At 77.3% G+C, this 13,314-nt stretch carries 9 protein-coding genes; all 9 read left to right on the plus strand.

Features of this window, described 5'->3' with window-relative positions:
* The first annotated feature begins 202 nt into the window (after positions 1 to 202).
* Complete coding sequence (gene mraZ / locus WJX68_RS02340) at positions 203 to 634, plus strand: division/cell wall cluster transcriptional repressor MraZ (protein WP_340285887.1); 432 nt, start codon at positions 203 to 205, stop codon at positions 632 to 634.
* A 403-nt stretch (positions 635 to 1,037) separates the two neighbouring features.
* The gene (rsmH, locus tag WJX68_RS02345) at positions 1,038 to 2,018 is read left to right on the plus strand and encodes a 16S rRNA (cytosine(1402)-N(4))-methyltransferase RsmH (RefSeq protein ID WP_340286200.1); all 981 of its coding nucleotides are present in this window, start codon (positions 1,038 to 1,040) and stop codon (positions 2,016 to 2,018) included.
* 52 nt (positions 2,019 to 2,070) lie between these two features.
* Positions 2,071 to 2,727, plus strand: a complete 657-nt coding sequence (gene ftsL / locus WJX68_RS02350) for a cell division protein FtsL (RefSeq protein ID WP_340285888.1) — start codon at positions 2,071 to 2,073, stop codon at positions 2,725 to 2,727.
* Entirely contained in the window at positions 2,727 to 4,553 is a 1,827-nt protein-coding gene (locus tag WJX68_RS02355; protein WP_340285889.1) for a peptidoglycan D,D-transpeptidase FtsI family protein, read from the plus strand. The genes ftsL and WJX68_RS02355 overlap by 1 nt, the downstream gene beginning before the upstream one ends.
* Before the next feature lie 384 nt (positions 4,554 to 4,937).
* On the plus strand, positions 4,938 to 6,563 hold the full coding sequence (locus WJX68_RS02360) for a UDP-N-acetylmuramoyl-L-alanyl-D-glutamate--2,6-diaminopimelate ligase (protein WP_340285890.1): 1,626 nt from the start codon (positions 4,938 to 4,940) through the stop codon (positions 6,561 to 6,563).
* A gap of 88 nt (positions 6,564 to 6,651) precedes the next feature.
* On the plus strand, positions 6,652 to 8,097 hold the full coding sequence (locus WJX68_RS02365) for a UDP-N-acetylmuramoyl-tripeptide--D-alanyl-D-alanine ligase (protein ID WP_340285891.1): 1,446 nt from the start codon (positions 6,652 to 6,654) through the stop codon (positions 8,095 to 8,097).
* Positions 8,094 to 9,164 carry a phospho-N-acetylmuramoyl-pentapeptide-transferase gene (gene mraY / locus WJX68_RS02370; RefSeq protein WP_340285892.1) on the plus strand — a complete coding sequence of 357 codons (1,071 nt, stop codon included), beginning with the start codon at positions 8,094 to 8,096 and terminating at the stop codon, positions 9,162 to 9,164. Before WJX68_RS02365 ends, mraY begins: the two co-directional genes overlap by 4 nt.
* Positions 9,137 to 10,597, plus strand: coding sequence for a UDP-N-acetylmuramoyl-L-alanine--D-glutamate ligase (gene murD / locus WJX68_RS02375; protein WP_340285893.1), 1,461 nt, complete (start codon positions 9,137 to 9,139; stop codon positions 10,595 to 10,597). Before mraY ends, murD begins: the two co-directional genes overlap by 28 nt.
* The gene (gene ftsW / locus WJX68_RS02380; protein ID WP_340285894.1) at positions 10,594 to 11,877 is read left to right on the plus strand and encodes a putative lipid II flippase FtsW; all 1,284 of its coding nucleotides are present in this window, start codon (positions 10,594 to 10,596) and stop codon (positions 11,875 to 11,877) included. The genes murD and ftsW overlap by 4 nt, the downstream gene beginning before the upstream one ends.
* Positions 11,878 to 13,314: the final 1,437 nt, after the last annotated feature.

Raw genomic sequence — 13,314 nt, forward strand, 5'->3', positions numbered from 1 at the left:
GCCGGAGCGGGCCGGCCGGGCCCGCCGGCGTCGCGCGACCGGGTGGCGCGTCGCGCGCCCCCACCTCGCCCCACCGCCTCCGACCTGCGGAAACTCCGGATGAACAGCGGAAGGTGGGCCCGTCTCGGGTTGACGGTGGGTGAGTGTGGGGTAGTGTGGTGATCGCTGGGGCGAACAGGGGTCCCAGGTGGAGGTGGGGTCGGTGTTCCTCGGCACCTACACCCCGAAGCTGGACGACAAGGGGCGGCTCACGCTGCCCGCGAAATTCCGCGACGAGTTGCGAGGCGGCTGCATGATCACGAAAGGGCAGGACCACTGCCTCTACGTGTTCACCCGTGACGCCTTCACCGAGATGGCGCGCAAGATCGCCGCGGCCCCGCTGACGAACGAGTCGGCGCGGGTGTTCCAGCGGAACCTCTTCTCGGGCACCGACGAGCAGAACCCCGACGGCCAGGGCCGGATCGCGATCACGTCCGAGCTGCGCCGGTACGCCGGACTGTCCAAGGACTGCGTGGTGATCGGCGCGTTCACGCGTGCCGAGATCTGGGACGCGCAGGCCTGGCAGGAGTACCAGGAGCGGCACGAGGACGAGTTCGCCAAGGCCCAGGAGGAGGTTCTGCCCGGGCTGTTCTGACCCCCGCTGGCGGGCGGGGCGACGGAGAGCGGCAGTACCCAGCGAGACAGCACGACCGACAACGGACGACACCACCGTCGCCGTCCCGACCCGGGTGCCGTGATCGAGGCGGCCCTGGCACACCTTCCCCGGTGCCAGGTCCCTCTCGGCACGGCCCCCGGGTGGGGGCGGCGCCGGCGCCCACCCCGACTGGGGAGTTCGGGTGGCGGGGTGACGACCGTGCGTCTTCGGGCGTGGGGCGTACCGGTTGTGGGAGCCGGCGCGCGACCCCCGTCCACGGACACCGACCGTCCGGTCCCGGCCCCCGCGGCCGGGACCGGGACGGACACGACACGGACCACACGGGGACGGACGGCGCACCGGGGGGTGGGACGTGGGCGGCACCGACAGCACTTCCGGCGACATCCCGGGAACCCCGGACGACGAGCGCGCGCCCGGTGACCGGCACACCCCGGTCATGCTCGACCGGGTCGCCGAGCTGCTCGACCCCGCGCTGCGCGACCGCGACGCGGTCTACGTCGACGCCACCCTCGGCATGGGCGGCCACGCGGCCGCCCTGCTCGCCGCGCACCCCCGGCTGACGGTCGTCGGCATGGACCGCGACCCGCAGGCCCTCGAGCTCGCGGGCCGCAGGCTCACCGCGTACGCCGACCGGCTGCACCGGGTCCACACCGTCTACGACGACGTCGCCGGCGCGCTGGAGCAGGCGGGCGTGCCCGCCGCCGACGGCATCCTGTTCGACCTCGGCGTCTCCTCGCTGCAGCTCGACGAGGACGCCCGCGGCTTCTCCTACTCCCGCGACGCCGACCTCGACATGCGGATGGACCCGACCACCGGGCCGACCGCCGCCGACGTCCTGAACAGCTACACCGCCCCCGAGCTGCGCCGGATCCTGCGCGAGTACGGCGAGGAGCGCTTCGCGGGCCCGATCGCCAACGCGATCGTCCGGACCCGTGACAAGCGCCCCTTCACCCGCAGCGGCGAGCTCGTCGAGCTGCTGTACGGGGTCGTGCCGGCGGCCTCGCGGCGCACCGGCGGACACCCGGCGAAGCGGACGTTCCAGGCGCTGCGCATCGAGGTCAACCGGGAGCTCGACGTCCTGCGCGACGCGCTGCCCGCCGCCCTGGACGCGCTCGCCCCCGGCGGGCGGATCGTCGTCCTGTCCTACCACTCGCTGGAGGACCGGATCACCAAACGCGTGCTGACCGACCGGGTGCGCTCGCGCACCCCGGTGGACCTGCCGGTCGAGCTGCCCGGGCACGGCCCGGAGTTCCGGCTGCTGGTCCGCGGCGCCGAGCAGGCCTCCGAGGAGGAGATCGCCCGCAACCCCCGCGCCGCCCCCGTGCGGCTGCGGGCGGCACAGCGGGTGGAGGAGGTCCCGTGAGCGGGACGGGCACGCAGGCAGTACCGGCACGGCGGAGAGGCAGGAACACCCGATGAGCACACCCGTCATCGAGCGCCCGGGCAGCACCCCGGGGACCCGTCCGACCCGTCGCACCGCGGCCCCGCCGCGGATCCCGGCCCAGCGCGGGCCCGGCGACGCCCGCCGCGTCGCCGACGCGCGGCGCCGGACCGCGGCCCGCGACAACACCGGCCGCGCGAAGTTCGTCCTGGTCGTCATGGTGCTGCTGGTGTCCGGCCTGGTCGCGACGCTGTGGCTGTCCACGGCCGCCGCCGCGGACTCCTACGCGCTGCAGGCGGCCCGGCAGCGGACCGCCGCGCTGACCGAGCAGTCCGAGGCCCTGCGCAAGGAGGTCTCGGTGCTGCAGAGCCCCGGCTCGCTCGCCGACCGCGCCGCGGCCCAGGGCATGGTGACCGTGACCGACCCGGCCCGCCTGGTCGTCGCCCCGGACGGGAGCGTCGCGGTCGTGGGCGAGCCGAGCGCCGCCGTCGCCGCGGCGCCGCCGGCCCCGGCCGCACCGCCCGCGGGTACCCCGGCCGCAGCGGGCGCCCCCGCCGCGCCGACGGCGGGCGACACCGCCGACCCGCGCGCGGAGGGCGGTGACGCGGCCGCGGCCGCCCCGGCCGCCGGCGCGGCGGAGGGGACGGAGCAGGAGGTCCCGGCCGGCACCGGGGCGGCGGGCGGCAACTGATGGTCTACGCACCGCCGCGCCCCCGGCCCCGCGGGCAGGGCCCGCGCGGCGGGCGGCGCCGGTCCCCGGCCGACGACCCGCGATTCCGGCTCCGGCTGGCGTGGGTCGCGCTGGCGGCGTTGCTGCTGGTGTCGGGGGCCAAGCTCGTCGTCGTGCAGACGGTGCAGGCGGGGTCGCTGACCGCCGACGCGGAGAAGCAGCGCGCCAGCCGGATCGTCATCCCGGCCGAGCGCGGGTCGATCACCGACCGCGACGGCACCGTGCTGGCGTTCTCCACCGAGTCCAAGGCGCTGGTCACCAACCCGCGGCTGATCAACAAGATCAAGGGCGACGCCGCCGCGGACTACAAGAACCGGATGGCCGACGCCGTCGCGGCGACGACCGGCGGTGACGCCGCCGAGCTGCGCCGCGCGCTGGCGAGCGACCGGGGCTACGTCGTGATGGCCACGGCCGTGGACCCCGGCCCGGCGCGCGCGCTGCGCGAGCAGTTCCCCGAGATCGCCGAGGAGGGCCGCGAGGCGCGCCAGTACCCCAACGGCACCCTCGCCTCCAACATCATCGGCGCCGCCACCTGGAGCGCCGACGCGCAGAAGCTGATCGGCCGGATCGGGCTGGAGTCCTCCGACGACGCCCTGCTCGCGGGCCGCGACGGCTTCCAGATCGCCGACACCGCCGAGGGCAGCGGCACCGTGATCCCCGGCAGCGTGCGGTCCGAGCAGGCCGCGGTCTCCGGCTCCGACGTGCAGCTCACCATCGACTCCGACCTGCAGTTCCAGGTGCAGCGGATGCTCGCCGACTTCGCGGGCCGCTCCGGGGCCCGCAGCGGCTCGGCCGTGGTCCTCGACCGCGCGAGCGGGGAGGTGCTCGCGCTCGCGGACAACACCTCCTTCGACCCGGCGCAGCTGCTGTCCGCGGACCCGAACTCGCTGGGCAACAAGGGCGTGACCACGCCGTTCGAGCCGGGCTCGGTGAACAAGGTCGTCACGATGGCCGCGGCGCTGGAGGCCGGGGTCGCCAAGCCCGACGACGTCCTGTCGGTGCCCGGCAGCATCGAGGTCGCCGACCGCACGATCAAGGACGCCTGGAGCCACGGCGTCGACCGCTACACCCTCACCGGGGTGCTCGCGAAGTCCTCCAACGTCGGCACCCTGATGACCGCGCAGAAGGTCGGCGAGGACCGCTTCTCCGACATGCTGGCGAAGCTGGGCATCGGGCAGAAGACCGGCATCGGGCTGCCCGGCGAGAGCGCCGGGCGGGTACCCCCGCGGGCCACCTGGTCGGGCTCGACCTTCGGCAACCTGCCGATCGGGCAGGGCCTGTCGATGACCGTGCTGCAGATGGCGGGCATGTACCAGGCCATCGCCAACGACGGCGTCCGGATCCCGCCGCGGATCGTGACCGCCACGACCGGCCCGGACGGCGTCCGGGTGCCCGCCGAGGCCGCCGAGCCGGTGCGGGCGATGTCCGAGCAGACCGCGCGGACGCTGCGCACGATGCTCACCGCCGTCACCCAGAGCGCGCGCGGCCAGGCCGGCACCGGCCCCGCGGCGGCCGTGCCCGGCTACGAGGTCGCGGGCAAGACCGGCACCGCGCAGCAGGTCGACCCGAACACCGGGGCGTACTCCCGCTCGCAGTACTGGATCACCTTCGCCGGGATGCTCCCGGCCCAGGACCCGCGGTTCGTGGTGGGGATCATGCTCGACGCCCCGCGCGGGGGCACCAGCGCGGCCCCGCTGTTCCACGACATCGCGTCCTACCTGGCCCAGCGCGACGCCGTGCCGGTGCAGACCGCGCCCGCGCCGGTCCAGACGCTGCAGATCAAGTGACGCCGGCCGCCCCCTGACGACGCGCGCCGCACGACCGCCGGGACCGGTCGCCGGGCCGTACGGCCGGGGACCCTCCGCCCGCGCCGGGCGGTCCGGCCCGCGGCTCACCCGTCCGGGTGGCCCGGACGCCGGTCACCGGCCCGTCCGCCGAGCCGCCCACCGGCCCGGAACCTGCGCCGGATGGCCGTATCCGGCTCGTCGGACGGCCGTACGGTGACCGCGGTCCCGCCGTCCGCCGCGACGGTCTCCGCGAGCGGTCGCGGGCACGGAGCCGGGAGGAGGGGCGGCCCGCCCCGGTCGGTAACCTCCCGCCCTGTGCCCGACCTCCACACCGCCGCCAGCGCCCGCCCCCGGAGCACCGGCGGATCCGTGCGCGGTGCCGCGGTGACCGGCGGCCCGGGCCCCGCCGACGGCGAGCCCCTGCCGGACCGGCCGTCCACGGTGCGCCCGGTCGACGTCGCCGTGCTCGGGCGCCTCGCCGGGGCCGAGCTGAACCCGCGGACCGCGGGCAGCGGTCCCGGGCCGCTGCTCGACGCCGCGGGCGGGCCGCACACCGTCACCGGCGCCACCCTGCGGGCCGCCTCGGTGCGTCCCGGCGACCTGTTCGCCGCGCTGCCCGGCGCCCGCGTGCACGGCGCGGACTTCGCCGCCCAGGCGATCTCCGCCGGTGCCGCCGCCATCCTCACCGACCCCGCGGGCGCCGACCGGCCCGAGATCCGCCGCTCCCGGCTGCCGGTGCTGGTGCACCCGCAGCCCCGCGAGGTCCTCGGCCCCGTCTCCGCCGCCGTCTACGGCGAGCCGACCGCCCGGCTGCGCGTGCTGGGCGTCACCGGCACCTCCGGCAAGACGACCGTCGGGCACCTGCTGGAGGCCGGGCTGACCGCCGCCGGGCGCGCGACGGGGCTGCTCGGCACCGTCCGCACCCGGGTGCAGGTGCCCGGCCGGGCGCCGCAGGCGCTGCCCAGCGCGTTCACCACCCCCGAGGCGCCGGACCTGCAGGCGCTGTTCGCGGTGATGGTCGAGGCCGGTGTGACCGACGTGGCGATGGAGGTCTCCAGCCACGCGCTCGCGCTCGGCCGGGTCGGCGGGTCGCGCTTCGCGGTCGGGGCGTTCACCAACCTGTCCCAGGACCACCTGGACTTCCACCCGACCATGACCGACTACTTCGAGGCCAAGGCCCGGCTGTTCGGCGGCGGCGGCGCCGGTGTGGAGGCCGCGCGGCACGGTGTCGTCTGCGTCGACGACGAGTGGGGCCGCCAGCTGGCCGCCCGCCGCCCGGACGCGGTCACCGTCTCCACCCGGCCCGGCGGCCCGCACGCCACCTGGACCGTGCGCGAGCTGCAGGCCCACCCCGACGGCACCCAGACCTTCACCGCGGTCGGCCCCGGCGGGCTCGCCGTGCCGGTCACGCTCAGCCTGCCGGGGCACTACAACGTGGCGAACGCGCTGGTCGCGCTGGCCGTCCTCGACGCCGACGGGATCGCCCCGGCCGACGCGGCGGCCGGGTTCGCCCGGGCCTCGGTACCCGGGCGGATGCAGCGCGTCGACGCCGGTCAGCCGTGGCTGGGCGTGGTGGACTACGCCCACAAGCCGGCCGCCGTCGCCGCCCTGCTCGACGCGCTGCGCCACCAGGTCCGCCCGCACGCGCGGGTCATCACCGTGCTGGGCTGCGGCGGCGACCGCGACACCGGTAAGCGCCCGCTGATGGGCGCCGCCGCCGCGATCCGCTCCGACGTGCTCGTGGTGACCGACGACAACCCGCGCAGCGAGGAGCCCGCCGCGATCCGCCGCGCGATGCTCGACGGCGCGCTCGGCGAGCCGGCCCGGGGTGACGTCATCGAGATCGGCGACCGGCGCAGCGCGATCGTCTACGCGGTCCGCTCCGCGCGCCCCGGCGACGCCGTGGTGGTCGCGGGCAAGGGCCACGAGACCGGCCAGGAGATCAACGGCGTCAAGTACCCGTTCGACGACACCGACGAGCTGGTGTCGGCGATCCGGGCGGCGACGTGACCGGACGCGACGTGCGGGACCGCCTGCGGCGGGACCCGGACGGGACACGGGCAGGAGGACGGATCGGACCGGTGGAGGCGAGCGGGCGATGATCGAGATGACCCCGGCGGAGATCGCCGCGGTGACCGGCGGCCGGCTGCACCGCATCGCGGACGACGCGGGCGGCGACCCGGTCACCGCGGTCGAGTTCGACTCGCGGCGGGTCGGCCCGGGCGGGCTGTTCCTGGCCCTGCCCGGCGCGCGTGCCGACGGCCACGACTTCGCCGCAGGCGCGGTCGCCCGCGGCGCGACCGCCGTGCTGGCGGGCCGCGAGGTGGACGCCCCGGCGGTCGTCGTCCCGCCGGTCGAGGTCCGCGACGCCCACACCTACCTCGGCGCGGTCGACCCGGACGGGACCGGCGCCGCCGTCCTGGCCGGGCTGGGCCGCCTCGCCCGGCACGTGCTGGGCGCGCTGCCCGGGCTGGCCGTCGTCGGCGTGACGGGCTCGGCGGGCAAGACCTCGACCAAGGACCTGCTGGCGGCGGTGCTCGCCCCGCTGGGGCCGACCGTCGCGCCGCCGGAGTCGTTCAACAACGAGCTCGGCACGCCCTACACCGCGCTGCGGGCCGACGCCTCGACCCGGCACCTGGTGCTGGAGTTCTCCGCCCGCGGCACCGGCCACATCGCCGCGCTGTGCGCGGTGGCGCCGCCGCGGATCGGGGTCGTGCTCAACGTCGGCTCCGCGCACCTGGGCGAGTTCGGGTCGCGCGCGGCGATCGCGCAGGCCAAGGGCGAGCTCGTCGAGGCGCTGCCGCCGGGTGACCTGCCCGGCGGGCGGGGCGGCGTCGCCGTCCTCAACGCCGACGACGAGCTGGTCGCCGCCATGCGCGGGCGCACCTCGGCCCGGGTGGTGACCTTCGGCCGCGGCGAGGGCGCCGACGTGCGCGCCGCCGACGTCGTCCTCGACGCGGGCCGCGCCCGGTTCACCCTGCTCACCCCGGCCGGGTCGGCCCCGGTCGCGCTGCGGCTGGTGGGGGAGCACCAGGTGTCCAACGCCCTGGCCGCCGCCGCCGTCGCGCTCGAGCTGGGGGCGACGCCGGACGGGATCGCCGAGGCGCTGTCCGCGGCCACGCCGGCGTCGCGCTGGCGGATGGAGGTCACCGACCGCGCCGACGGGCTGACCGTGGTCAACGACGCCTACAACGCCAACCCCGAGTCCGTGCGCGCGGCGCTGTCCGCGCTGTCCGCGCTCGCCGGCCCGGAGCGCCGCACCTGGGCGGTGCTGGGGCCGATGGCCGAGATCGGCGACGGGGCGCCGGCCGAGCACGCCGCCGTCGCGGAGCGGGCCCGGGCCGACGGGGCCCGGGTGCTCGCCGTCGGGGCCCCCGACTACGGGGCCGTCGCCGAGCACGTCGGCGACGTCGACGCCGCCCTGCAGCGGCTGCGCGCCGAGGCCCGCCCCGGCGACGTCGTGCTGGTCAAGGCCTCCCGCAGCGCGGGCCTGGAGCGGGTCGCGGCCGGCCTGCTCACCACGGAAGGACCGGTGAGCCGGTGAGGGGCCTGTTCCTGGCCGCAGGGCTCGCCCTCGCGGTGTCGATCCTGCTCACGCCCTACCTGATCCGCTTCTTCGCCCGGCAGGGCTTCGGGCAGGAGATCCGCGAGGAGGGCCCGCAGAGCCACCAGTCCAAGCGGGGCACGCCGACGATGGGCGGCGTCGCGATCCTGCTCGCCATCTGGGTCGGCTACCTGGGCTCGCACGCCTTCACCCGGGAGCCGATCACGGCGTCGGCGCTGCTGGTGCTGTTCCTGACCACCGCGCTGGGCGTCGTCGGGTTCCTCGACGACTTCCTCAAGATCCGCCGCCAGCGCAACCTGGGCCTGAACAAGACCTCCAAGATCGTCGGCCAGGTGCTGACCGCGACGGTCTTCGGCGTGCTCGCCGTGCGCTTCGCCAACGACCGCGCCCTGACCCCGGCCTCGGAGAGCCTGTCGTTCGTCCGCGACATCACCGTGCTCAGCTTCGGTGTCGTCGGGTTCGTGCTGCTGTGCAACCTGATCGTCGCGGCCTGGTCGAACGCGGTGAACCTCACCGACGGCCTCGACGGCCTCGCCGCCGGCACCGCCGCGATGGTGCTCGGCACCTACGTGATCATCGCGTTCTGGCAGTTCCGCAACAACTGCGCGATCGCCGCGACGGCCGGCTGCTACGAGGTCCGCGACCCGCTCGACGTCGGCCTGGTCGCCGCGGCCGCGATGGGCGGCTGCATCGGCTTCCTCTGGTGGAACGCCGCGCCCGCCCGCATCTTCATGGGCGACACCGGGTCGCTGGCCCTCGGCGGCCTGCTCGCGGGCCTGTCGATGGTGACCCGCACCGAGCTGCTGCTCGTGGTCATCGGCGGCGTGTTCGTCGTCGAGGCGCTGTCGGTGTCGCTGCAGATCCTGGTGTTCCGCACGTCGCGACGGCGGCTGTTCCGGATGGCGCCGTTCCACCACCACTTCGAGCTCGCCGGCTGGGCCGAGACCACGGTCATCATCCGGTTCTGGCTGCTCGCCGCGATCTGCGCGGCGATGGGCCTGGGCATCTTCTACAGCGAGTGGCTCTCGATGTCGGGCTCGGGATGACCGCCGGCGCCGATCGCTCGGACCTCACCGCCGCACCGGTCCTGGTGGCCGGGGCGGGGGTGTCCGGGCTCGCGTCCGCCGTCGCGCTGCGCGACGCCGGGGCGCGGGTCCTGCTCTCCGACGACCGTGACGAGGCGCTGGCCGCGCTGCCCGACGGCGTCGAGCCGTGGCGCGGCGGCGGCATCCCGGAGGGGGTGCGCACCGTCGTCACCTCGCCGGGGCGGCGCCCCGACCACCCGCTGGTCGCCGAGGCCGCGTCGTACGGCGTCGAGGTGATCGGCGAGCCCGAGCTGGCCTGGCGGCTCGGGGCGCTGCGCGACGACCCGCCGGCCTGGCTGGTCGTGACCGGCACCAACGGCAAGACCACCACCACCGAGATGCTCGCGGCGGTGCTCGCGCACGCCGGGCTGCGCTCCGCGGCCTGCGGCAACATCGGGTATCCCGTGGTCAGCGCCGTCACCGAGGGGCACGAGGTGCTCGCGGTGGAGCTGTCGAGCTTCCAGCTGCACTGGTCGCCGTCGGTGCGCCCGGCGGCCGGTGTGGTGCTCAACGTCGCCGAGGACCACCTCGACTGGCACGGCGGGCCCGACGCCTACGCCGCGGCGAAGGCGCGCGCCCTGACCGGCGACGTGGCCGTCGGCGGGGTCGACGACCCGGTCGCGGCGCGGCTGCTGGCCACCGCACCGGCACCGCGCCGGGTCGGGGTGACCCTCGGCGAGCCGGGGCCGGACCAGCTCGGGGTCGCCGCGGGGGTGCTGACCGACCGCGCGTTCGGCGGGGGCGACCTGATCGCCGCCGACGCCGTCGTCCCGCCCGGGCCGCCCGGGATCACCGACGCGCTGGCCGCCGCCGCCCTCGCCCGCGCCCACGGCGTCGACCCGCGTCACATCGGGGCGGCGCTGGCCGCGTTCACCCCCGGACCGCACCGCAGCGCACCCGTCGGTGAGCACGACGGCGTCACCTACCTCGACGACTCCAAGGCCACCAACCCGCACGCGGCCGCCGCCGCACTGGCCGCGATCGCGGCCCGCCGGCCCGGCGCGCGCGTCGTGTGGGTCGTCGGCGGCCTGCTCAAGGGTGTCGACCCGGCCGAGCTGGGCCGGCTCGCGGAGTCCGTCGGCGGCCTGCTCGCCGGGATCGTCGTGATCGGGACGGACCGGGCACCGATCGTCGACGCCGTCACGCGACACGCCCGCGACCTCCCGGTCGTCGAGGTCGCGCCGGGACACGATGGCCCGATGGCGCCCCCTGAGCAGGCCGATCCCATGCCCGCGGCGGTCCGCCGCGCAGCCGCGCTGGCCCGGCCCGGCGACGTCGTGCTGCTGGCCCCGGCCGCCGCGTCGATGGACCAGTTCCGCGACTACGCCCACCGCGGCGACGCGTTCGCCGGCGCCGTCGCCGCGCTGTCCCGCCCGTCCGGGGTGCCGCGGTGAGCCCGGCCGCGCCGGAGCGCACGCTGGGCCAGGCCGCGGTGACCGGTGCGCGCGGCGGCGTCCGCCGGCTGCGGCGCTGGCTGCGCCGCCCGCTCACCTCGCTGCACCTGATCCTCGGCGTGTTCGGGCTGCTGACGCTGTTCGGGCTGGTGATGGTGCTGTCGGCGTCGTCGGTGTCCGACGGCTCGTCGTACTCGGTCTTCACCCGCCAGCTCATGTTCTGCGCGGTCGGGCTCGTGCTGTTCTACGTGGGGCTGCGCGTCCCGCCGCGACGGCTGCGGGCGGCGGCACCGGTGCTGCTCATCATCGGGATGGTCGCTCTGGTCGCGGTGCTGATCCCCGGGATCGGCGCCGTGCGCGGCGGCGCCCGGTCCTGGTTCGCGCTCGGACCGGTGTCGCTGCAGCCGTCGGAGGCGGTGAAGATCGCCCTGACGCTGTGGGGCGCGCACGTGCTCGTCGCCCGGCGGGCGGTGATGCACCGTTGGAAGCACGCGCTGAACCCGGTCGTCCCGGTGACGCTGGTGGTGTTCACGCTGCTCGTGCTGCAGCCCGACCTCGGCATGACGATCTCGGTCGGGATCGTGATGCTGGCGCTGCTCTACTTCGGCGGGGCGCCGGTGAAGCTGCTCGTGCTGATCGCGGGCGGCGGGCTGGCCGGTGCGGTGCTGCTCGGCCTGACCGCGGGCTACCGGGCGAGCCGGATCACCGCGTTCCTGTCGCCGTCGGCCGCGGACCCGCTCGGCCCGGCCTACCAGGCCACGCAGGCCCTCTACGCGCTCGCCGACGGCGGGCTGTTCGGCGTCGGCCTCGGCCAGGGCCGCGCCAAGTGGGACTACCTGCCCAACGCCCACAACGACTTCATCTTCGCGATCATCGGCGAGGAGCTCGGCCTGGTCGGCGCGGGCGCCGTGCTCGCCCTGTTCGCGACCCTGGCCTATACCGGGATGCGCATCGCCGCCCGCAACACCGACCCGTGGCTGCGGATCGTCGTCGCGACGTCGACGGCGGGCCTGGTGGTGCAGGCGTCGATCAACATCGGATACGTCGTGGGACTGCTGCCGGTGACCGGGCTGCAGCTCCCGCTGATCTCCTCCGGCGGTACCTCGCTGGTGGTGACCATGTTCCTGTTCGGGCTGCTCACGAACGCGGCCCGGCACGAGCCGGAGGCGGTCGCCGCACTCCGGAAGGACGGGCAGGGGCGGCTGGCGAAGCTGCTGCGCCTGCCGCTGCCGCAGCCCTACCGCGCGCCCGGACCGGCGTCGCGGTGGGCGGCGCGCTGAGGCGTTCCCACGGCGTGGGAACGGAGACGACGACGGCAAGGGGCACGAGAGCGTGACGGGTACGGATCAGACCGGCGGGACCGACGGCACCGGCTCGGGCCGGGAGCCCGGCCGGCGTCCGACCATGGGCGGACGTTCCCCCGAGCCGCGTGACGTCCGGCCGGACGGCGTGGTGTTCGGCGGCCCGGACGGCGCGGCCGGCACGGGCGGACGGCCGTCCTGGCCGGGCGGTCCCGTGCCGCAGGAGGGTCCCGCCGCCGCGGGCGACGCCGGGCCGGGCGGCCCCGCGGGTACGGGTGCGGAGCCGGGTGGCGCGCAGGCGTCGCCGTCGGGGGCGGACCTCTTCGGGGGTCCCGCCGTCCCGCGGGGCCCGCAGCGCCTGCCCGGCACCGGGTGGGACCCGCACGCCCGGCGCAGCGGCACCGGGCCCGTCGCACGGCCCGCGGGGACCAACGGCGTCGCCCACGGCGAACGCTCCGCCCCCGGCCCGAACGGGCACACCAACGGCACCCCGCGCTCCGCCGACCCCGGCCCGGCCACCGACGGCGGGACCCGCAACGGTGCCCCGTCCGGCTCACCGTCCGGCACCGCGCCCGGCGGGCTGCCGCGGCGCCGCCCGGGCGGACCGGTGCCGCCCGGTGCGATGCCGTCGCGCCCGGCCTCGGCCGACGACCTGTTCACCCCCTCCGGCCCGGCGCCCCGCAACGGCACCCCGGCCCCGGAGGGTCCCGCGCGCGCCGCGGGCACCGGTCCCGCCGCGCCGACGCCGCCGCACGGGGCGCCGGGTGCCGGCGTGAACGGCGCGCCGTCGCCGGGTGCCGCGGGCGGTGCGCCGCAGCCCGCGACCCCGGGCGCGGCCACCCCGCCCGCCGCGGGCGTCGCGCCCGCCGGCCCCGGCGCGGTCGCGCCCGCCGGTCCCGGGACCGGCGCCGACGCCCCCACGGTGGCGCGACCCGCCGCCGGCCCCGCCGCCCCGTCGGCGAGCCCGGCCGCGGACGCGGGCGCCGCCGGTACCGGCACCGCCGATACGACCCCGGCCGACCCCGGTCGCGCCACGGACCCCGCCGACACGCCGTCCACGGGTGCGCCCGCCACCGGCGTCCCCGCGGCCACCGGCCCGGCCGGCGACGCCGCCGTGGCCGGTGACGGCGCCGCCGGTGACGCGCCCGGTGCGGGCTCCGGTCCCGCCGCGCCCGGTGCCGCGGCCGACGGCCCCGTCGCGGGCCGGACCGGCGTGCGGCCCGGGCAGGAGGACTCCGCCGCCCGCGCCGCGGGTGCGACGCCCGCCGGTGCCCCGGCCCCGCGTGCGGACGCGGTCCCCGGTGCGACCGGACCGCAGGCCCCGCCCGCCTCCCGCGACCCGCGTCCCGCGGGCCCGGGGGAGCGCGAGCACGCGGGCGTCTCCGCGACCGGCCCGCAGGCAGGCCCGGGCGCCGG

Source organism: Pseudonocardia spirodelae (assembly GCF_037727765.1).
GTDB classification, from domain to species: Bacteria; Actinomycetota; Actinomycetes; order Mycobacteriales; family Pseudonocardiaceae; genus Pseudonocardia; species Pseudonocardia spirodelae.

What these genes read in the sequence shown, in the direction of transcription:
- WJX68_RS02365 (WP_340285891.1), top strand. Translation starts at nt 6,652, where the DNA reads ATGATCGAGATGACCCCGGCGGAGATCGCCGCGGTGACCGGCGGCCGG.
- ftsL (WP_340285888.1), top strand. Translation starts at nt 2,071, where the DNA reads ATGAGCACACCCGTCATCGAGCGCCCGGGCAGCACCCCGGGGACCCGT.
- WJX68_RS02355 (WP_340285889.1), top strand. Translation starts at nt 2,727, where the DNA reads ATGGTCTACGCACCGCCGCGCCCCCGGCCCCGCGGGCAGGGCCCGCGC.